Source organism: Streptomyces sp. NPDC030809 (assembly GCF_055572195.1).
In genome coordinates, this window is sequence record NZ_JBVIDV010000005.1 from 64188 (window position 1) to 84490 (window position 20303).

The window sequence follows — 20303 nt, forward strand, 5'->3', positions numbered from 1 at the left end:
GGTCAGACCCGAGGAGGAGATTTGGCGTTCGAGAGCTCGAAGGCATCAGCGGTCTCATCGGCGAAAGCACACAGTTGCTTCAAGGCCTGCCGGCAGTCATGCGGGGCACGGGCCGCCACGCCCCGGACCTCGAGCCATCGTTCCCAGGGACCGCCCGGAACGAGGAACCGTGTCGTGTACGCGGAGCCGAGCGTCTCATCGAGGTACAGAAGCGTGCCAAGGACGACCGCCTGGTCGTAGTCGAGGTCGGGGCGCGCCAAGTAGTGATCAAGGTATGCGCTGAGCAGGTGGGCGTCCGCTGCAGAGCCGAACCTCGCCAGGGCTACACAGTATGCCGCGCCGGCGTACGGCCCCTCGCTGGCCAGCAGGAGCCGGCCTACGAGGTCGCGGAACTCGGACTTCCGGGCCACAGCAACCATCCAGGCGGCAGTCTTGCGCTCGCGCCATCCGCCCTCGAAGAGGATGCCGAGCTCCGCCGGAGTGACTTCGTACGCAGCCCGAGCCAGATTCCGCACGAACGCGGAGCGCTCGACCGGGCTCAACCGGAAAACGCCCCCTCCCAACCGAAGATACCGCCGGTCAGGCGTGACGAACCGCCGAACCAGCAGCTGCAACTCGGGATCGCTCCGGACATCACGCACGGCCCCATCCTGGCTCGGAACGGTAGGCAGTGCCACCGGTTTGCCGACTGCCTCAACGGGCCGTGGCTACTCGTTCAGAGAAGCCCTCACGAGACGGACCCGTCCGGATGGGACGCGCCGCCGCACTACGCTCGGCAGTATGGACACGTCTGTGGTCGTCTTCGTGAACGACGGACTCCTGCGCATCTGGGACGGCGAGGCCACCGAGACCGGAACGACCCGCTGGTCCAACGGCCTTCTCGCCCCCATGGACCACGGCGCCTGGATCAAGACCGGCATCCACACCGGCCAGGCCACCGTCCGCACCGAAATCCACCACCACGCCCCGCCCCTCGACCCCGGACCCTGGGAAGAGATCGTCGAAGCCAGCGTCCACTCCCCCGAGGGCGCCCTCGCCCTCGACCCCGGACACCCCACCGACGACCGGCCCCACCTCGCCGGCCGCGGACACGGCTGGTACCGGCTGCGCGTCCACGCCCGCGGACGCAGCCACAACCCCGACGGCACCGACGAACACCCCCTCGAGACCTACCTCGTCCAAGCCTGGCCGCAGCCCTGGACCGAACAGACCATCCTGCGCAGCAGCCCCAGCATCGAGGCATCGCTCGCCGCACACACCGACGAACCGACCGGCATGCCCGAGCCCGGCACCGATGTCCGAGCAGACTCCCCCGAACGCGCACGACTCCTGCGCCACCTCCGCAACCGCTGAACCGGGAGGCGACCCACGACCGCCGGTCCTCAGGGGCCGACGACCCGGAATCGTCCTGACCGAGCTGCTCGGTGGCATCGCACCTGGACTGGGCGCGTGTCGAGGGTGTCGGTGATCCTGGCAGCGGAGCGGGGACCTCGAGTACGTCGATTGTCCACGTACCGTGACGGCGGGGCACCGACACGTGACGCGGGCTATCGGCCGCTGAGCAGGCCGCCTACCGCCGCGATGCCTGCCGTGACGGCACGTTCGCCGACGTTGCCGAACCCGAGGATCAGCTGCACCGGCTCCGTCGCACGGGTGGAGCGGCAGGTGCTCATTCCGTAGAGGCCGACGGACCGCGCGCGGGCGGCGGAGAGGAGTTCCCGTTCGTCGGCCGGCCCGTCGAGGTGTGCCACCGCGTGGAAGCCTGCCGCAAGACCGGTCACCGCGACGCCGGGGGCGTGTTCGGCGAGCGCTGCCAGCAGGGCGGTACGCCGTGCCGCGTAGGTCGTCCGCATCCGGCGCAGGTGCCGGTCGAAGCGGCCTGACTCGATCAGTCGCGCGAGGGCGAGCTGATCGAGCGTGGGCGACCCGCGGTCGTTCGACTGCTTGTGCTCGATGATCAGTTCGGTGAGCGCGGGCGGGCAGAGCATCCACCCGATGCGCAGCGCGGGCGCGAGGGACTTGCTGACGGTGCCGATGGAGACGACGCGGTCCGCGGCGAGTCCCTGCAGGGCGCCCACCGGCTCCCGGTCGTACCGGAATTCGGCGTCGTAGTCGTCCTCGATGACGACGGCGTCCTGCCTCCTGGCCCATTCGATCAGCGCGTGCCGTCGCTCGGGCGCCAGGGCGACGCCGGTGGGCCATTGGTGCGCGGGGGTCAGGACGACGGCGCGGGCGTCGGTCCTGGCGAGTGCCTGTACGTCGATCCCGTGCGCGTCGACCGGCACGGGGGTGGCCGACATGCCGGCCGAGGCCGCGGCGGAGGAGAGCGTGGCCGGTGAGCCGGGGTCCTCGTACGCCACCGTGCGGATTCCTGTCCTGGCCAGTGCGGACAGGGCCAGGCCGAGGCCCTGCGCGTAGCCGGAGCAGATCACGATCCGTTCGGGATCCGGCGCGGCGGCGCGCACCCGCCGCAGGTATCCGGCCATGACCTCGCGGAGTACCGCGCTTCCGTGGGGGTCGCCGTAGTCGAGCGCCGCCGTGGGCATGGTGCGTGCCGCCTCGCGCGTGGCCCACAGCCAGTCGGCGAGCGGGAAGCTGCTCAGGTCGGGGACTCCGTACCTGAAATCGGCGACCAGGGGGGACGGCGGAGGAGGTGGTGGCGTGCGCGCCGGCGGTACGCCCGCTCCTGCGGCGACGCGGGTGGCCGAGCCGACGCGTGTCACGAGGTATCCCTCGGCCTGGAGCTGCGCGTAGCACTCCTGCACGAGGCCGCGCGAAACCCCCAGCATCCGGGCGAGTTCACGGGAGGAGGGCAGCCGTTCGCCGATCTCCAGCCGTCCGGTCCGGACCGCGTCCCGCAGCCGTAGTTCCAGCTGGGATCGCAGCGGCTCACCGCCGTCCCGGTCGATGACCAACAACAGCTCGGGCGACAGACCGGACCACTCCAGAGGCATGGAATTGGATCTTACTGCCGGTCCGCCCCACCCCTAGCTTCGTCGTGTGACCAGGATGATCAACTCTCAAGCCGAGGATGCTCGTTCGCGGCCGAGGCTGGTGACGCGGCCCCTGCTGCTGCGCTTCGTCTCGATCGTCGGTGCATCGACGAGCTTCTACCTTCTGCTCTCCGTCGTTCCCCGCTACGCCGAGGCGTACGGAGGCGGTCATGCCGCGGGACTGGCCTCGGGGGCGCTGCTGCTCGCGACGGTCGGAGGCGGGCTGGCCGCGCCCCGGTTCACGGCCCGCTTCGGTTACCGCCCGCCCCTGGTGGCAGGGCTGGTCCTGCTCGGTGCGCCCGCGCTGGTGCTGACCGTGTCCGGGAGCACGGTGTGGATCGCGGTGGTCTGCGCCGTACGCGGGCTGGGTTTCGGGGTCGCGGTCGTCGCGGGCGGTGCTCTGACGGCGTCGCTGATCCCGCCCGAGCGCCGGGGTGAAGGGCTGGCGCTGGTCGGCATCGTGTCCGGGGTTCCGTCGCTGGCGGCCCTGCCGCTGGGGGTGTGGTGGGCGGCGCACACCGGGTACGGGCCGGTGTGCGCCGCGGCCGCGGTGGCCGCGCTGGCCGCCGTCGCCTCGGTGCCGGGAGTGCCGGACCGCGCACCGGCCTCGGGGCGGCCGATCGGGGTGCTGAGCGGGTTCCGGACGGCTGCTCTTCTGCGGCCCGTCCTCGTCTTCTCCGCCACCGCGCTCGCTGCCGGAACCATCGTCACCTTTCTGCCCCTCGCCGTCCCGTCCGCTTCCACCGGAGCGGTCGCCGTGGCCCTGTTCGCCCAGTCCGCGGCAGCGACCGCAGCACGCTGGGTCGCGGGCCGGCACGGCGACCGGCACGGACCGGCCGCACTCGTCGTGCCCGGCCTGGTCGTCTCGGCCGCAGGGACGCTGCTGACCGCACCGACCCACAGCCCGGTCGCCGTCGTCGTGGGCGTCGCCCTGTTCGGGGTCGGATTCGGAGCCACCCAGAACGCGACGCTGTCGCTCATGTACGCGCGCGTCCCCGAGTCCGGCTACGGCACGGTCAGCGCCCTGTGGAACGTCGCCTACGACGCGGGCATGGCCGTCGGCGCCGTCGGCTTCGGCATCCTGGCGGCCCGGACCGGCTACCCGTGGGCCTTCACCCTCACCGCCGCGCTGATGCTCACCGCCCTCGTCCCGGCCTGGCGCGACCGCCTGGCCGACGGTGCGCGCCGATGACCGGCACGACCACATGCGGCCGGGGCCCCGGCTCCACCACCCGTACGCCTCGTCGCGCGTTCGCCGACGACCCGGCCCGCCGCCTTCACCGATGGAGACGACTGCCGTGCTGCGCCGCGACGGTCTGTGCGTCCGGAGCGCGCAGTACGGCGACTTCAGCGCTCCGGTCGAAGCCGACACGCTGCTGCGCGAACCGGTCGACGTCACGCTCGTGACCGTCAAAGCGGGCGCCCTGCCCGCCGCCCGCGAGCCTGTTCCGCCGCGGGTCCTCGGCAACACTGTCGTCGTACCGCTGCGACGGTGGTGAGGCCGGCGCCGCGCAGCCGCCATGGCGGTCAGTGGATGCCGTCGTAGGCCTGCCAGCCGGTGGCGAGCTTCGTCCGGCCGGTGAAGGTGCCCTTGCCGGTGCCGTTCCAGCGCCAGAGGGCGCCTGCCGTGTCCCGGGCGATCAGATCGGCCCGCCCGTCGCCGGTCAGGTCGCCGATGCCGATGACCGCGTTGTACGAAGACCCCCAGTCCTTGGCGACGAGAGCGCGGGGGCCGAACTTGCCGGTGCCGGTGCCGTACGACCGCCAGAGCTCGTTGCCCTTGTCCTGGAGCAGCAGGTCCCCGATGCCGTCCCCGTTCAGGTCCCCGGCACCGACGATCTTCTTGTAGTCCCTGAAGCCCGTGCCGAGCAGGACGCGCGGCGCGAGCACGCCCGCCGTGGTGGCCGCGTAGAGGTACAGGCCGCCGGTCTTCGGATCCCGGACGACCAGATCCGGGCGGCCGTCCTTCGTGACGTCGCCGACCCCGGTCATGACGTCGTACGCGTTCCAGCCCTTGCCCAGCACCCGGTGCTTCGTCACGGGCCGGATCTCCGTCACCCCGCAGGCGGGCAGGTAGACCCGCATCTCGCCGTCGGGGAGGCGGACCAGGGTGTCGTTGCAGCGGTCGCCGTTGGTGTCGCCGAAGGGGACCGGGCGGAAGCCCTTGGGCCAGCCCGCGGCCGCCGTGCTGCCGGTGAAGGTGCCTGAGGCCCGGTCGCCGTAGACGGTGCGCAGGGTGCCCGCGGCTGTGGTGAGCAGGTCCCCGGTGCCGTCCGGGGTGCCGGGGCGGTGGGGATCCGCGGGCCCCGGCCGGGCGGCGAAGTCCCGGAACACGGGGGTGCCGCCGCCGACGGTCACCTTGCCGGAGGCCAGGACGACCAGGGTGCGGGAGTGCGTTGCGGTGGCACTCAGGGTCCAGGTCAGCGGGCCGTTCGAGGCCAGGGCCCCGGCGGTCGTGCGGCCGTCCCATTCGGCCGTTACCGGCGAGTTGGTCAGGCCTCCGGTGAGGGTGCGCACGGCCCGGCCGGCCGGGTCCCGGAGCACCAGGTTCCAGGAGGACACGGGGCGGTTCAGCCACCACGAGGCCTCCCAGGGCTTGCGGCCGGGCGGGACGTACGCCAGCCATGCGGAGCCGGGCGCGTACGCGGGGCGGGTGAGGGCGAGTCCGGCCTCCGTCCGGGTGCCCCACAGCCGCTTGTCCGCAGCCGCGGGGTCCTGCCAGAGGACGGTGGCGGCGCCGCTCTCGCCCACGGCGATCTCGGCCGTGAGGCCGTTGCCGGGCGAAGGCTCCTCGGGCAGCGGGCGGGGCTTGGTCCACGTGTCGTCGCCCGGCGTGCGCGCGGCCTCCAGCAGGGTCGGGTGCGTCTTCCCGCCCACGGTGCGGGACAGCTGCCAGACCACGCAGACGGTGCCGTCGGGCCCCATCGCCGCGTGGGGCCGGTCGTTGTCACCGCCGGTGGACACGGCTGCGGGCGCGGTCCACGCGGTGGCGCCGGCCGGGAGCGAGGCGGAGTAGACGGAGTTCCCGGCAGCGGGGTGGGATTCGGCGTCGTTCCCCCACACCAGCGTCACGTCCCCGTCGGGCGAGACGAACGGCTCCGGCGTAGGGCCGGGCACCCCGTGCTGCGCCGTCGTGATGCGCTGGGCGGCGCCCCAGCCACCCGCCTCGGGGCGGACCGAGGCGTACAGGACGGCGACGGCGGCTTCCGGGTCGCGACGGGTCCAGACGAGGGCCAGGGTGCCGTTCGCCCCGGCGCCGATGCGGGGTGCCCCGACGCTGTCGGAGGGTGCGGTCACCGGCACGGGGGAACCCCAGGTCCCGGTATCGGTGCGGGTCGCCGTCTCGATCGAGGCGGTGCCCTGCGGGGAGGTGCGCACGTACGTGGCGACGGCCGTTCCAAGGCTGTCGACGGCGACGTCCGGGGCGGTGACGGACCCTCCCGCGGCGGGGGCAGAGGTCAGCTTCACCGGTGCCGACCAGGTGCCGTCGACGGCGCGCGTGGCCGTCTCGATCGCCTGGCCTGCCTTCGCCGTTGCGGGCCGGGAGGCCCAGACCGCGATCACGGTGCCGCCGGGGCCCGCGGCGATCCTGAGGTCGGACACGGCCTTGCCGGCTTCGGTGCCGAACACCTGCTGCGGCTCGGACCACACACCGCGGGAGACCGTGGCCGCCCTCACACGGGCCGCCGTGCCGGTGGGACCGGGAGCCTCGCCCTGTTCCTCCGGGTACTCGGTCCACACGGCGGTGACGGTGCCGCGAGGGCCGGCCACCATGCGGATGTCACCGTGCGCGGAGGGGCTGTCGGCGAGCCGCGTGCCGGGCCCCCAGTCGTCCGAGCCCGCCCCGCGCACGGCGCCGTGCAGGGTGCGGCCGCCGTCCTCGATCTCGTTCCAGAGGGCGACGGCGGTGCCGTCGGAGGCGACGGCCACCTCCATCTCCCCGAACGACTCCCGCACCCAGGAGCGGTCCTCGATGCTCGCCACGGGTGAGGCCACGTTCCACGGCGGCAGCGGTGCGGGTGCGGCAGCGGCCGGGAGCGCGAGGAGCGGCGGGGCGACACCGCCGGCTACGGCCAGTGCCGCAGTGGCCACGGCAACGGCCAGGCCGCTGTGTGCGCGGGTGTGTGCGTTCATGGAGCGGATTCCTCTTCCCCCGTAGTGATCGGCGATCACGGGGTCCGACCGGCGAGCCGCGCCAATGGTTGTACGGAGTCTTCCCGCGGCCGTACGCCTGCCGGCGGGCGTCGCGTTGGCGACGGCTGTCGAACAGGCCGGCTCCACATCCGTCTTGACTGTTTCGGTGCCTGACAGCGGGGCTCTCCCGGGATCCGGGCCCGGCAGGGCTTCGGATCCCGGGAGTGGTCGCTATCGGGCGATCAGGGTGGTCCACTTCTGGTTGGAGCCGCCGTGGCAGTCCCACAGCTGGAGCTGCGTGCCGTCGGCGGTGGAGGAGCCCGGGACGTCGAGGCAGCGGCCGGAGGCGGGGTTGCGGTAGCCCCCGTTGTAGGGCTGCCAGACCTGGTTGGCGCCGCCGTGGCAGGCCCACAGCTGCAGCTTGGTGCCGTTGGCGGTGCCGGCGCCGGCTGCGTCGAGGCACTTGCCCATGGAGCGCAGGGTGCCGTCGGTGTAGGCGGACCAGTACTGGTTGGCACCGTGGCCGCAGCTCCACGTCTGCACGGCGGTCCCGTCGGCGGTACCGGCACGGTTGACGTCCAGGCACTTGCCGGCGATGGCGGACTGCACACGTGCGGGGGCGGGGGCGGGATTCCTCAGCCAGCCGGCACTGTCCGCGGCCCGGATGCCGCGGTGGAAGGCGTCGGCCATCTTCCGGTAGCCCGCGTCGTTGGGATGCAGGGCGTCGGCCAGGTCGGCCGTGGTCAGGCCGCTCATGTCGACGTACGCGACGCGCTTGCCCGCGGCCTGCGCCTCGCTCACGATCCGGGGAATGGCCTGGTTGTACGCGGCGCGGTACTGCTCCTCGGACCCGCTGGTGGACACCACCAGGGAGGCCACGAGGACGGTGGCGTCGGGTGCGGCGGTGGTGATCCGGCCGACCAGGGCCTTCAGCCGGTCGGTGGCGGTGGACACCTGGTGGGAGAGGTTGAGGTCGTTGGTGCCGATGTGCAGCGTCACGACGTTGGGCCGGTAACGGGTCAGTGAGGCATCGGTCAGGGCGGCGATCTGCTCGATGAGGTATCCGGAGTGGCCTTCGTTGTCAGGGTCGGACATGGAACCGGCCCGCCCTGTGCCCACGAAGTCCACCGGGTGGCCGTCCGCCGCGAGCCTGTCCCGCAAGGGCCCCCGGTACCCGTTGCCGGTACTGCTTCCCACGCCCCAGGTGATCGAGTCGCCCAACGGCATGACCCGCAAGGGCGTGTCGGAGGCGGCGGAAGCGGGGGCCGCCCCTGCCGCCGTCAGCCCGAGCACGGCGGCGGCGAGCGCGATCAGGGGGCGGATCCAGGACCTTGTCATGGGGTTGCCTTTCCTGGGGTGGCGTGTCACGGGAGCGTGGTCCACTTCTGGTTGCTCTGGCCGTTGCAGGTCCACAGGACGACGGGGGTTCCGTTGGCGGTGGCGGCCCCGTTCGCGTCGAGGCACAGACCGGCGTGGACGTTGCGGACCGACCCGTCGGCCTGCCTGGTCCACTTCTGGTTGTCCTGGCCGTTGCAGGGCCAGATGACGACCGGCGTGCCGTTGGCGGTGCCCTGGCCGGAGGCGTCCAGGCACTTGTCGCCGTAGACGCGGATCTCGCCTCCGGCCCACGTGGTCCAGAGCTGGTTGGCGGCGGTGCGGCAGTCCCAGATCAGCGCCTTCGTCCCGGCTGCGGTGGAGGCGCGGTCCACGTCCAGGCACCGGCCCGATCCGGTACCGCGCAGGCGCGAGGTGGTCGCAGCCTGCGGGCTGCCGCCGGTCATCCGGAACACGGCGACACCGTGCGCAGGCACGCTCGCCGAGATCTGTCCGGGGGTGGTGGACGTGCCGCCGGTCCACAGGTCGGTGAGCGTGAACGGCCCGCCGGCAAGGCCGACTTGTGCGGCCGTGGCAGTGATGCTCGCGGTGCTTCCTCCCCTGTTGAAGAGGCCCACGGCGACCGAGCCGTCGGCCAGGGGCTTGGCGAACACCTCGGTGTTGCCGTCGTCGCGCACCCTGCGTCCGCCCGCGCCCAGCGGATCCTGGTTCACGGCCACCAGGCGGGGGTTGCGCAGGATGGCGCTCACGTCGACGGACATGGTGCGGATGTCGTTGCCGGCCATGAGCGGGGCGCCCAGCAGCGCCCAGAGCGCGAAGTGGCTGCGGGACTCGGTCAGGGACAGGCCGGGGCGGCCGACGACCAGCATGTCAGGGTCGTTCCAGTGACCCGGACCCGACTGCGAGGCCAGCGGTGCGGTGATGTCCAGGACGTTGCCGACGCCCATCGGGTAGCTGTTGGTGTTGGTGTTCTGCCAGATGTCGAGCAGGTCCTCGGTAGTCCGCCACAGGTCGGCGACCTGGCCCCAGTCATGGGTGGCGCCGGTGGGGGCGTGGAAGCTGTTGGGGTTGATGCTGTACACGATCGGGCGGCCGGTGGCCCGCAGGGCATCGCGCATGATCGTGAACCGTTCGACCTGTTCGCCGAGGGTGCCGCTGCCGGAGCACCAGTCGTACTTGAGGTAGTCCACGCCCCAGGAGGCGAAGGTGGCGGCGTCCTGGGCCTCGTGGCCCTTGCTGCCGGTGGAGCCGGGGTAGGTGCCCACCCCCTGTGCGCAGGTGCGCTCGCCCGGCGCCTGGTAGATGCCGAACTTCAGGCCCTTGCCGTGGATGTAGTCCCCGAGCGCCTTCATGCCGCTCGGGAACGTGGTCGGATTGGCCCGGAGGTTGCCCGCCCCGTCGCGCTGCGGGTCGAACCAGCAGTCGTCGACGACGACGTACTGGTAGCCGGCGTCCTTCATGCCCGAGGACACCATCGTGTCGGCGGCCTGGCGGACCTGGGCCTCGGTGATCCCGCATCCGAAGCTGTTCCAGCTGTTCCAGCCCATCGGCGGGGTGAGTGCCGGGCTGCCCGGCGCGGCCTCGGCGGTCGTGGGGGCGGAGGCGGTGACGCAGGCCGTGAGCGTCAGCGCGCCGGCCGCGAGGAGGCGCAGTAATCGTCGTGGCAGGGGTGCCATGAGGATTCCTTTCCGGCCCGCGCAGCGGAAGCGGCGGTGCGGACCCGGATGGACGGAGGTCGGGAGCGGTTGATCAGCTGCGGCGGATCAGCGCTGCAGGGTGAGCAGGCCGGGCCGGTACGGCAGTCGCTGGTAGGGGGTCCCCTGCGGTGTGGCGGGGTCGTGGCCCTGGTACAGGAACTGCAGGTTGCAGGGGTCGACGGTCATGGTCTGGTCGGCGTTGACACGGATGAGGTCACCGTGGCTGATGTCGTTGGTCCAGGTGGCACCGCTGTTGGCCTTGCCCGCGAAGGGGCTGCTCTCGCTGCCGGCCTGGAGGGTCCACGGGCCGTTCAGGCCGGACGCGGTGAACGACCGGAAGTAGCGGTCCTCGTTCGCCCCCCGGGCCTCGACGATCATGAGGTACTGATCCCGGCCCTGGACTTTGTAGACCTCCGGCGCCTCGAAGAGGTTCTTCGCCGTGTCGCTCATGACCGTCGTGTACGACGAACCGAAGCTGCCCGGGAAGTTCCCGATCGGCAGGGTCGACTTGTAGATCCTGCCGTTGTCGTCTCCGAAGAACAGGTACATGTTCTGGTCGTCGCCGATCAGCGTGGGGTCGATCGGGCCGCCCTCGGGGAGGCTGCCGGTGAACAGCGGCTGCGGGGCGGACCAGCCTTGGGGATCGGTGGGGTCGCTGGACGTGCGGTAGGCGAAGGGCCAGGCGGTGCCCCACCCGTTCGAGGCCAGTACCCAGATGTTCTTGGGCGCGAAGTAGAACAGCTTGGGCGCAACCGCCAGTCCCCCGCTCATCCCGGTCTGGGTGGCCGTCGCCATGTCCGACCAGTTCGTGAAGGGACGAAACGCCATCGTGCCCCACGACGAACCGTCGGACGTGGTCGCGTAGACCAGGTTCCGGCCGTTGTACGGCACGGTGGTGAAGTCCTTCAGCGCGACCCACCCGTTCGCCGGCTGAGCCAGCGGGCCCGTCGAGGTCCACCGGTACGTCGACGGAAGGGAACACGCGTTGCCCGGCTCGGACAAGCCGGTCCACTTCTGGTTGCTGCCGCCGTGGCACGCCCAGAGCTGCACCGCCGTGCCGTTGGCCGTACCGGCGCCCGCAACGTCCAGACACAGCCCGGACTCCACGGCGACGACCGTGCCGTCGGCGTTGACCCGCCACTGCTGGTTCGTACCGCCGTTGCAGCTCCAGACCACCGGTCGGGTACCGGCCGTGGTGGGATGGCCCGGAACGTCCAGGCACTTGTCGCCGTACACGGTCAGCCGGCCGTCGTCCGTCAGGGTCCACCGCTGGTTGGTCCCGCCGTGGCAGTCCCAGACGTGCAGGTTCGTGCCGTCGGTCTGGCCGGCGCCCGGCACATCGAGGCACCGGCCGGAACCGACACCGCGCAAGGCGCCGCTGGTGGCGGCTTGGGCCGGGCCGGCGACGGGCATCGCCGCCGCCGAGACCAGGGCCGCGAGCACGGCGGGGAACGTCAGGGACCGGTATCCGCGGCGGAGTCGGCGTCTGCTCATGGTGAGCTCTCACATCCTTGAGTGGGGGGTTCGAGCGTCCTGGCCCGGAGCCGGGTCGCCCGAAGGGAGGCGACGGCAGGTGGACCGCGTTCTGCGGGGCCGCCGGACCAGGCCCTATCGGGCGTAGGGCGAGTGCGCACGCCGCGCCGCCCTGGTGGCGGCTCACGAAGGACAGGGCGGGTCGGACAAGGTCAGGCCCCTGGGCTCGGCCTGGCAGGGATTCGACTACGGCGCGTTGCCGCAGTGGCGCGGATGGCGGCCGGAGGAGTTCCGGAAGAAGGGGCGGTGGGCGTCCGGCGAGTCGTAGGCGTACGTGCTCGGCCCATGGCGGGTGAACGCGGTCGCCGGGTCCGCGTGGCCCGCCTTTCCGGTGGCGCGGTGCCGGAGGCAGCACCTCTGAAAGGCGGGGCCACCCGGCGGGATGAGGAACCGGGTGTCCCGGGGGGCGAGCAGCGTTCTTGCGGTTCCGTCCAATTGCATCCTCCGGACCCGGGCCGTTCCGCACGGCCGATCCCCTGCCGCGAAGGGCCTGATTGTTCGACATCGCGAACAGCGCGCGGCATTTCGAGCAGAAGATAGGTTTCGAGCCGAGGTTCCGTCAACGCTTTTCGACAAGTTTGATTTCCGGCGCGTTACACCCCGCCCGGATAACAAAAATTCCGGGCCGTCATGCAAGTTGACCTGAAGAGGAGGGTTTCTCACGTGGTGGGTCAGCCGTCCGACCCTGCCTGGTAATTGCCGGTGAATCGGGACGTGGCCGCCGCACACACGACACCAGCCGGCAAAGAACTGCTAGTCATCCACGGCCCCCGGTGCCAGGGCCGGGGCAGGAAAGGCATGGCGTGCCTCATCGCCCGACCACCAGACACCGACGGCGAAGACGGCAGTGGCCTCCAGCAGGGCGGCGCGATCGAGCCCACCGCAGGGCAGCGGCGCGCAGCCCATGGAGGTGATGAGCTCCGTCACCCGAGCGGCGGCGTCCGGATGGTCGGTGCAGAAAGGCACGGCCAGCGGCGCCCCCTCGAATGCCGGCCGGTCCAGGGTCCAGATGCTTTCGTGGCACACCCCGAATGCCTTCACCACCCGGGTCCCGGGAGCGGCGTCCGCGATGAGCCGTGCGATGGATGTACTGCCGGCCGTGGTGAGGGTCGGGCCGCCCGCGCCCGGTGCCATGGGAACGGTGCAGTCGATCACCGTCCGTCCGGCGAGGAGGTGGGCCAGCTCTTCGGCCAACTGCGGGGCGGCGTCCGCCGGTACGGCGGTCAGTACCGCGTCTCCGTGGGCCGCGGCCTCGGCGAGGGTGCCGTGCCCGGAGGCGCCGGTGAGCCGGGCGGTGCGGGCGGCCGCTTCGGTGTCCCGACCGCCCACCCGAATGTCATGGCCGGCGCGTACCCAGGCCGCGCCAAGGGCCGTGGCCATCGCCCCTGTACCGAGAATGCCGATGCGCATGCGTTCGCTCCTGTCGTCCGTGTCGCAAGGTGTGCGAGGTGTGCGAGGTGTGACGGACGGAACGCTAGGCGCGCCGATGCACACCGTGTGGTGTGCATCGGCCCGGGCAGGATGGTCGGATGAGTGAAGCGGCGGTGGACGCAGGCGAACAGGGCCTGGGCGGGGATCTGGGCGGCGGCGAGTACGCCGCGGACTGCCAGGCGAGGGTCGCCTTCGAAGTCCTGTCCAATCGCTGGGACAGCGTGATCGTGTACGTCCTCGGCGAGAGCGGGCCCATGAGACCGCGCGCGCTGATCACCCGCATCGGCGGGATCAGCCCCAAGGTCCTCAACCAGGCCCTGCGCCGCCTGGAGTACAACGGCCTGGTCGCCCGCCAGGTGTACGCCGAGGCTCCCCCACGCGTCGACTACTCCCTCACCGAGGCGGGCACGGCGCTGCTCGGTCCCATCCGCGCGATGGGCGCGTGGGCCGGACGCTACGCAGGAGCCGTCCTGACCGCCCAGGCTCGCTTCGCACCCCGTGAGGAACGGCCGGACCGCAGCTCCTGATGTCCTCGGTTCGGGGCGCCCCGAGGCGGGGCCTGGTCAGTCCGTGCAGGCTCACGACAGGTCTCCCGGTTCACCGTGCAGGGATGGCGGCCCGCCTGGGCGGGCGCTGGGCGGGCGGGCCCGGCTGCGTCAGAAGGGGCCGGCCCGGTCGGGCGACCGCGGCCGCCTCCTGGATGTCCAGGAGCTCGTCCCCGTACACGAGGCGTTCAGTGCACGCCCTGGGGATCGCCAGTGGCCGTACCGCTGTTCAGCGCAGTCACGCCCTGCGTGCACAGTGCGGACCGGCCCAGCCGGTGGCAGCCATTACCTCCCTCGCGATATCGGCGACGAGCCGCCCGTCCGTCGCCACGCGCGCGGTCCCCGCGACAGCCTGCCGGTCCAGAAGGCGGGCCTTGCGCATGCTTCCCGCGAGTTCCTGCTCCAGCTCCGAACCGAGCTCCCGCCCCACCAGCCGCTCGCGGGCCGTGGCATCGGAGGCGGTCAGCAGGACCCGTACGATCACCAGCCCGGGCCCCATGGCACGCTCGAACATGCCCGTCGCCTCCGGCACCACACACATGGTGTTCGTATAGATCAGGCGCCGGTAACCGCGCCGGGCGAAATTCGCCCACACCGCAGTCAGATTGCTCTCGGTGATCTCGGCGCGGTGGGGATCTCCCCGGGGAGCCGGGTGAACCTGACCCATGAAGTCACCATCGATGACCGCGTGAGCGACCCCTGCCCTACGCAGCAGGGCCGAAACCTCCCACCCCACCGACGTCTTGCCGACGCCCGCCCGTCCACCGATCAGCAGTACCTCCGCACGATCCATGCAGGCAGCGTCCCACCGGACAGCCCCCTCACACGATCCGATATCGACCGGGCCACCCGGTCTCCGTCCCGCCGAAGGGCCACGAACGGCGGTGGGCACACCCCCGCGTGGGCGGGGAGCGCGGACCCCGTCCGGGTTCTGCCGGCCCGGCTGCTGCCGGAGGCGGGGAACCCGGACGACGCGTACGTCACCTCACGCAGTGCCGGAGTCCTCGACCGCCTCAAGGAAGTCGGCGACCCGCTGGTTGAAGAGCTGACATCCTCCCCGCGCTATTCGCTCCGCACGCCACCGCAGCCCGCGGCTGGGCGGTGTGGCCCGTGTTCGGCGCAGTGCACACTACGGCGATCCGGGGAATCTGCCGGGTTGCTGCCGTGAGTCGGGGCCCCGATGCCGGTTCGGTGTACATCCTCTGAGAGCACGTGCGCTTGCCGCCTGCGACGGAGGAAAGGGAAACGAGTTGAGAATCCCCCAAAGGATCGCCGTGATCGGCGCCGCCAATCTGAGTCTCACGGTCAGCGTGCTGGCGGGCGTGGCGCATGCCGACATCCCGGACGCCAACGGCGTCTACACCGGCTGCTACAGCCGCAACGACGGCAGCCTCCGGGTCATCGACTACGAGGGCGGCGGGCGATGCCGGCCCCGTGAGATCACCGTTACCTGGAACGAGCAGGGGCAGCAGGGGGAGACCGGGCCGGCAGGGTCCGTCAAGACCACCCCGGTTTTCGGAGACATCGTCACGGTGCCTCTGGGTGAATCCCGTTCCAGCTTCGCCGTCTGTCCCCCCGGCCAGACGGCGGTCTCCGGCGGTTACCTTCTGGGCGACGGGATCGTCGCCACTGCCTCCAACCGGGTCAGCACGAACACCCCCGATGACACATGGCACGTTTTGATGTACCACCCGGCCAACGATGACCGTGGCACCCCCAACGACGGTCGCGCCATCGCCTATTGCGCACCGTGAGGTGCGGCAGGGCCCGGATGTCGGCCGCTGGTTGTTCTTCACCTGCCCGTCAGACGGGGGGCATCAGGTCGCTCTCGCTGACGGTGTACGGCAGAGGAGGGTAGGTGAAGTCCGTTTCGCCGTTCTCGCGGCGACGCAGGCGGTAGAACTCGCGGCTCTGCTCGTCGTCGGCGGGCATGAGCTCCGCCCCCTGCGGGAGGTATGCATGGCCGTCGCGAAACCGGACGAGGGTCTTTGACGTTCGAAACGTCACGCCCAGCCATCGGTTTTCTGCCGCCCGGGCCGGATTGCCAAGTACGATCCTGTGCCTGAGCCGCTGGTTCAAGCTCAGAGAAAACGCGACGATGCCGTTGTGGTGAAGAGGGATTTCGAACTTCTCGCCACCGGATTCCTTTGGCTCGAAGACCAGTTTTCTGGGCGGGCTCGCTTCGGGGTGTTGGTAGCAGGAGAAAACGGCGATGAACGAACCGTCGGCCAGATCGAGGGCCTGGTCGGAGTGGCCGCCCATGGTCGCGTAGGCGTTCGTGTAGATCTCGATGAGAGCGTTGTTGAACCCGACCGGAACGGCTGCGCGTTCCCGGACCCGTTGCGCCAGCCGTTCGTGCACGGCCCTGAAGCGCTGGGCCGGGGTGCGGTATCGCGTGGTGGTCCGTACGAGAGGTACCGCACCCGCATCGTCGATCCTGGTGAGCACGGCGGCTCGTCGGCCTTTGCCCACGTCTTCCCAAGAAACCGACGCGGAGAGCTCGGCGAAGAGATCCTCCTCGGGCGGCAGGGCGCACGAGAGGATCCTGTCCTGGGTCTCAGACTCGGGGTGCCGCATAGTCTCCTCCGTTCATGCTGAAGGGGAATCCGTCTCCGTAGTCGACGAAGGACGAGGTCCTGTTCTCCGTTGCGTACAGCCTGCGCAGTTCTTCCATGCCGGCAGGAGTGGGCGGCTCCAACTCCCGCAGGTCTCCGCCTGCTTTGAGGAACGTGCGGCCTTCCTTGTGGACGGCTTCGCGGTTCGAACAGCGCACCACGTACCCCAGGCGGGTCGGGAGCAGCTCGGCGTCCAACCCGGCGGGGCGGATTTCGTGCGTGTACAGGCGGTTGGTCGACAGCGGCATGAAGAACACGGAGCCGGGGTAGAGCGTCACGGCGAACTGCGGGGGAAGCACGGCCCCGCCGCCGGGTTCCCCTGTCGGCTCTTTCAGGCGGAAGTGGAGTCTGGTCAGTCCGCTGACGCCCTTCACACCGTGGTCAAATCCGTCTTCGTCGAGGGGCTGCAGCCGGTCGAGCCCGTCGTAGAAGGTGCAGAAGGCCATGATGCCGTTGACGGGCATGTCCTTGGTCTTGTCGGCGTGGGCCGAGATCTTGGCCTTCGACTGCTTGCGCCCGGCCGCGGCAAGGGTGTTGTGGTAGATCTGGGCGAGGACGTGGTTCAGTGGTGCCTGGTTCCGGAAGACGGCGGCGGCCTCGCGGTTCAAAGCCTCCACGATGTGCGCGTCGGTCGGGCCGAAGTTCTCGGTGGGCCCCGAAAGGTTCGTGGAACAGCGGAGCAGCCGGAAATTCAGTTCGTCACCGCTCCGCGTGACAGGCGTCAGATAGATTCCGCTGCGATGTGCTGTCCCAGGCTTGGTGGACTCCGTCAGGGACTGGAAGGCGTGCTCCGCGCGGATCCTTCCGAAGTGGTCGGCGCCGGGTTCGAAGAAGCGGCGGTACATCACACCGACGCCGTGCACGCGGACGGGAACCCGGCCCTTGTCGACGAGGGTCCAAGGTTCGCTGCCCTGCGGACGGTAGCCGTGCGACAGCTCTCGGACGACGAACACCCGTGCAGCCGTGTGCAGTTGGAGGCCGCGGATCGCGGATATGTCGCCGCACAGGTATACGGTCTTCTGCGCAAGGTCGGGCGGATCGGAAACAAGACCCCCCGGGGTGACCGCGGACCCGAAGAAGTCTCTGATCAGGCCATTGTCGTGCATGGCCGAAGGCGCGACCAAGATGTTGCCCGAATCCTCGATCAGGGCTTCCGTCGGCTCCGTGGCGTCCATCGAACAGCGCCTTCCCTTCACATGTCTCGGCGGACCCCACACCGTACCGGGCGCCGCCGATGTGCAGGCACACCATGACGGGCCGCCGTCCTTGCCCTGGTTTGGGGGCCGTGGACGCGGGGCCCGTGCACGCCGGGCAGGTGGGAACGGTGCCGTCGAGGTACAGGCAGTCCTGCGAACCTGCCGGCGCCGAACGTCGGCGGCTGCACTCACTGGGGACCGGGAGTCCCCCACTTCGCGGACCTCGGGCCAGGGGCGGCAGGGGTGACCTCGCTCCCGGCCAGGAAAGCGACGACCTGCTCCGGGAGCACGGCCGGCGAACGGGGTCAGCGGCGTTGCAGGATCCCCACCGCGGCGACCGCGTCCTCCACCGCGGCGAAGACCGGCAGCGCAGGCTGGTTGACCTTCATCAGATGGCGGGTCGCAGCCAGCGGGCAGGCCGCTGCCATCGGCAGCCGATGCTCGACGCAGTGCCGGAAGACCCGCAGCACGACGGAGACCACCGCGGTCGTACCCGCCGTACGCGCCAGCGCCACGACCAGACCCGACGGGCGCTGGTCGGCGATGAGCGTATCCAGCGCCCGGGCGAGCTCGGCACGCTGCGACGTACCGACCCCGGCCTCCACACCGACCACCAAGCAGCCCTCGTGATCCCAGGTGAGCATGACCACCACACCTTCCACCCGCTCTTACCGCCGACCGACCCATGTCCTCGGCCGACCCTGTCACCCGCGCCGGACAGCCACACCTCTGGCTCTCGATGGCCACCGCCGCCGACACAAGGGAGAGAAGGGGAGCCACGAGGCGGCGCCGAAGGCCCCAGCACGGTGAACACGATCAGGATCGGACCTGATCCGTGCGGCAGAGCCCGCCACGACTCCCCCACACCCTCACACACCCTCCGCTTCCCCCGCACACCCTCATCGCCCGGACGGGTGACCGCGCAGCTGCTGAGCGCTCCGCGGCGGGCCGCCGTGCAGCAGGCTCCCGTCTCGTCTGCGCCAGAGCGCTGCGCCTGGCGCACATCGTCAAGGGCCCTCCGCGACTGTCATGAACAGGGGGCTCCGGGGTGAAGAGGGCCGGCCAGGGGGTCGCGGACAGAAGAAGGTGGGGCTGGCCGGAAGCCCCACCTTGGCTGCGCAGCGCGGTCAGGGGAAACCGCCTGCTGCAACCCCTCGAGAAAGTCCTGAGACCAATCGTGTGCCCAGCATCGCCAAGAAGAAACCGCAAAAGCGCTGTCGGGTTTGCGATCAATACGCCGGGCTGGGGCAATGCCTACTTCTGACCCGCCGCGCTCGCCAGGCCGTGCGGCGGCACGGGGCTGGCCGGGCCGGTCGAAGGGGCGCTGCAGGTCGCGGTGAGCGCGGCCACAACACAAGCTGCGGCCACCACCCCCATCCCGTGATGGACCACTACGGAGGACCGGCCGAGCGGGCGCGGGCGGGCTGCCGGACCGCCTCTACGGGGGCCGAGGTAGTCGCTGCTGTCGAGCCAGAACGCATCGAGCCGAGCAGCCGGATGAACATCAACCATGTCCGGCACAACGCCCCAAACGCCGTCGAAGTGGCACCCGGAGAGCGAAACGTAGCCGCATCGTCACCGAACGCCCTCAGCAGATCTCCCCTCACCGGCTCCGCCCACGGTCCAGGCCGAGGAGTGGATCCGGGAGCGGCTGTCCGGGCATGGCCCAGCCGTGCTCCACCGACCGGCGACAGCGGTCGGGCTCGTCTCCTGCGCTGGTGAACAGTGCGGTCAGCATGGGCACGCCGTAATCGAGTGTCCGGCGCGGCAGCGGACCCGTGGCGACAAGTGAGACGAGTCCGTGTCCGATGGCCCAGCTCTGTGTCGCCAGCTCCAGCGGGTCGATCTCGTCGCGGAAGCGGCCGCTCACCTTGGCCCGGTCGATGGCGCGGACGAGGCGGTTCAGGGTTTCGTCCGCGGCGCCGGCGTCTTCGAGGTCGAAGCCCGCGTCGAACATGACGCGGTAGAGATCCGGGTTCTCCATGGCATTGGCCAGGTAGGCGGCGCCCAGTGCGGCGAGGTCTCGTACCGGGTCCGAGGACATCTCGACGGCCGCGAGTTGGGCGGTCAGGCGGGTGAAGCCTTCCTGTCGCAGCGACTGCCACAGGCCGTCCATGCCGCCGAAGTAGGTGTAAACGGCCATCGTTGACACGCCGGTTCCGGCGACCAGGGTGCGGAGCGTGACCGGTTGCCTCGTCCGCAGCATCTGTGCGGCTCGGTCGAGCAACAGGGAGCGGACCGCTGGATCTTTCGTCCTCGCCATGGCCCCACAATACATAGCATCGCTATGCTTTCACGGGGGCTGATCTTGCTGCTCCTGACGCCGAGAGGAAGAGGCCGTTCATGTCCGTGACGCTGGTCAATCCCGAGGGGTTGCCGAAGCCCGAGGTCTACCGGCAGTTGTCGGTCGCCACCGGATCGAAGCTGGTGTTCCTTGCGGGGCAGGTCGCCCGCGATGCCGACGGCCGGCCCGTGGGCGAGGGGGACTTCGCCGCTCAGGTCGAGCAGTGCTATCTCAATGTCGCCACCGCCCTGGCCGGGATCGGCGGCTCCTTCGACGACGTGGCAAAGCTGACCGTCTACGTCGTCGACTGGAGTCCCGAAAAGATGCCGCTGCTGGGTGAGGGCGTGGGCCGGGCGGCAGCGAAGCTGGGCATCGATCCGGTCAAGCCGATCACCCTGCTGGGCGTTGCGGCGCTGGGGGAACCGGACCTCCTGGTCGAAGTCGAAGCCACCGCGGTCATCGAATAGCCGCGGCACTGCGCGCGGGAGACCCGGGGCCCGCCAAGTTGAGTCGGGGGATCCGACGGACGGCGAGCGGGCG

The 20303-nt window shown here is 70.8% G+C and carries 18 protein-coding genes; 6 read left to right on the forward strand and 12 right to left on the reverse strand.

The annotated features are described in order from the left end of the window. Positions 1 to 2: 2 nt before the first annotated feature. Positions 3 to 641 (reverse strand): DUF6000 family protein, encoded by a 639-nt coding sequence (locus ACZ407_RS08730; RefSeq protein ID WP_468126666.1) that lies wholly within the window; start codon positions 639 to 641, stop codon positions 3 to 5. 139 nt (positions 642 to 780) lie between these two features. Between ACZ407_RS08730 and ACZ407_RS08735 the strand changes: the two genes are divergently transcribed. Continuing rightward, positions 781 to 1353, forward strand: coding sequence for a hypothetical protein (locus ACZ407_RS08735; RefSeq protein ID WP_468126668.1), 573 nt, complete (start codon positions 781 to 783; stop codon positions 1351 to 1353). A gap of 194 nt (positions 1354 to 1547) precedes the next feature. On the opposite strand, the gene pdxR is transcribed toward ACZ407_RS08735, so the two are convergent. Beyond that, the gene (pdxR, locus tag ACZ407_RS08740) at positions 1548 to 2954 is read right to left on the reverse strand and encodes a MocR-like pyridoxine biosynthesis transcription factor PdxR (protein WP_468126670.1); all 1407 of its coding nucleotides are present in this window, start codon (positions 2952 to 2954) and stop codon (positions 1548 to 1550) included. Between the two features lie 55 nt (positions 2955 to 3009). Here pdxR and ACZ407_RS08745 point away from each other — a divergent pair, with 55 nt between their 5' ends. Then, the gene (locus ACZ407_RS08745) at positions 3010 to 4185 is read left to right on the forward strand and encodes an MFS transporter (RefSeq protein ID WP_468127108.1); all 1176 of its coding nucleotides are present in this window, start codon (positions 3010 to 3012) and stop codon (positions 4183 to 4185) included. A 91-nt stretch (positions 4186 to 4276) separates the two neighbouring features. Continuing rightward, positions 4277 to 4492, forward strand: a complete 216-nt coding sequence (locus tag ACZ407_RS08750) for a ketopantoate reductase family protein (protein WP_468126672.1) — start codon at positions 4277 to 4279, stop codon at positions 4490 to 4492. A 28-nt stretch (positions 4493 to 4520) separates the two neighbouring features. Here ACZ407_RS08750 and ACZ407_RS08755 read toward each other — a convergent pair whose 3' ends face one another. The 5 genes from ACZ407_RS08755 to ACZ407_RS08775 all read right to left on the reverse strand — a co-directional run bounded on the left by ACZ407_RS08755 (position 4521) and on the right by ACZ407_RS08775 (position 13186). Further along, the gene (locus ACZ407_RS08755) at positions 4521 to 7127 is read right to left on the reverse strand and encodes an FG-GAP-like repeat-containing protein (protein WP_468126674.1); all 2607 of its coding nucleotides are present in this window, start codon (positions 7125 to 7127) and stop codon (positions 4521 to 4523) included. A 231-nt stretch (positions 7128 to 7358) separates the two neighbouring features. Then, a complete protein-coding gene (locus tag ACZ407_RS08760) occupies positions 7359 to 8465 on the reverse strand; it encodes a ricin-type beta-trefoil lectin domain protein (protein ID WP_468126676.1) in 1107 nt (368 codons plus the stop codon). Positions 8466 to 8491: 26 nt separating this feature from the next. Next, the gene (locus tag ACZ407_RS08765) at positions 8492 to 10138 is read right to left on the reverse strand and encodes a glycoside hydrolase family 27 protein (protein WP_468126678.1); all 1647 of its coding nucleotides are present in this window, start codon (positions 10136 to 10138) and stop codon (positions 8492 to 8494) included. Between the two features lie 87 nt (positions 10139 to 10225). Next, positions 10226 to 11653 carry a non-reducing end alpha-L-arabinofuranosidase family hydrolase gene (locus tag ACZ407_RS08770; protein WP_468126680.1) on the reverse strand — a complete coding sequence of 476 codons (1428 nt, stop codon included), beginning with the start codon at positions 11651 to 11653 and terminating at the stop codon, positions 10226 to 10228. A gap of 792 nt (positions 11654 to 12445) precedes the next feature. After that, positions 12446 to 13186, reverse strand: coding sequence for an NADPH-dependent F420 reductase (locus ACZ407_RS08775; protein ID WP_468126681.1), 741 nt, complete (start codon positions 13184 to 13186; stop codon positions 12446 to 12448). A gap of 35 nt (positions 13187 to 13221) precedes the next feature. Here ACZ407_RS08775 and ACZ407_RS08780 point away from each other — a divergent pair, with 35 nt between their 5' ends. Beyond that, positions 13222 to 13650, forward strand: coding sequence for a winged helix-turn-helix transcriptional regulator (locus tag ACZ407_RS08780; RefSeq protein WP_468126683.1), 429 nt, complete (start codon positions 13222 to 13224; stop codon positions 13648 to 13650). Positions 13651 to 13906: 256 nt separating this feature from the next. On the opposite strand, the gene ACZ407_RS08785 is transcribed toward ACZ407_RS08780, so the two are convergent. Then, entirely contained in the window at positions 13907 to 14461 is a 555-nt protein-coding gene (locus ACZ407_RS08785; protein ID WP_468126685.1) for a DEAD/DEAH box helicase family protein, read from the reverse strand. A gap of 481 nt (positions 14462 to 14942) precedes the next feature. Between ACZ407_RS08785 and ACZ407_RS08790 the strand changes: the two genes are divergently transcribed. Further along, positions 14943 to 15422 carry a hypothetical protein gene (locus tag ACZ407_RS08790; RefSeq protein WP_468126687.1) on the forward strand — a complete coding sequence of 160 codons (480 nt, stop codon included), beginning with the start codon at positions 14943 to 14945 and terminating at the stop codon, positions 15420 to 15422. Between the two features lie 49 nt (positions 15423 to 15471). Here ACZ407_RS08790 and ACZ407_RS08795 read toward each other — a convergent pair whose 3' ends face one another. From ACZ407_RS08795 to ACZ407_RS08810, 4 genes are all read right to left on the reverse strand, one after another. Further along, a complete protein-coding gene (locus tag ACZ407_RS08795) occupies positions 15472 to 16245 on the reverse strand; it encodes a 2OG-Fe(II) oxygenase family protein (RefSeq protein ID WP_468126689.1) in 774 nt (257 codons plus the stop codon). Next, positions 16226 to 17458 carry a hypothetical protein gene (locus tag ACZ407_RS08800; RefSeq protein ID WP_468126691.1) on the reverse strand — a complete coding sequence of 411 codons (1233 nt, stop codon included), beginning with the start codon at positions 17456 to 17458 and terminating at the stop codon, positions 16226 to 16228. The genes ACZ407_RS08795 and ACZ407_RS08800 overlap by 20 nt, the downstream gene beginning before the upstream one ends. 326 nt (positions 17459 to 17784) lie before the next feature. Then, entirely contained in the window at positions 17785 to 18123 is a 339-nt protein-coding gene (locus ACZ407_RS08805) for a hypothetical protein (RefSeq protein WP_468126693.1), read from the reverse strand. Between the two features lie 959 nt (positions 18124 to 19082). Next, entirely contained in the window at positions 19083 to 19742 is a 660-nt protein-coding gene (locus ACZ407_RS08810) for a TetR/AcrR family transcriptional regulator (protein ID WP_468126695.1), read from the reverse strand. A gap of 80 nt (positions 19743 to 19822) precedes the next feature. Here ACZ407_RS08810 and ACZ407_RS08815 point away from each other — a divergent pair, with 80 nt between their 5' ends. Next, positions 19823 to 20230 carry a RidA family protein gene (locus ACZ407_RS08815; RefSeq protein ID WP_468126697.1) on the forward strand — a complete coding sequence of 136 codons (408 nt, stop codon included), beginning with the start codon at positions 19823 to 19825 and terminating at the stop codon, positions 20228 to 20230. Positions 20231 to 20303 lie beyond the last annotated feature (73 nt).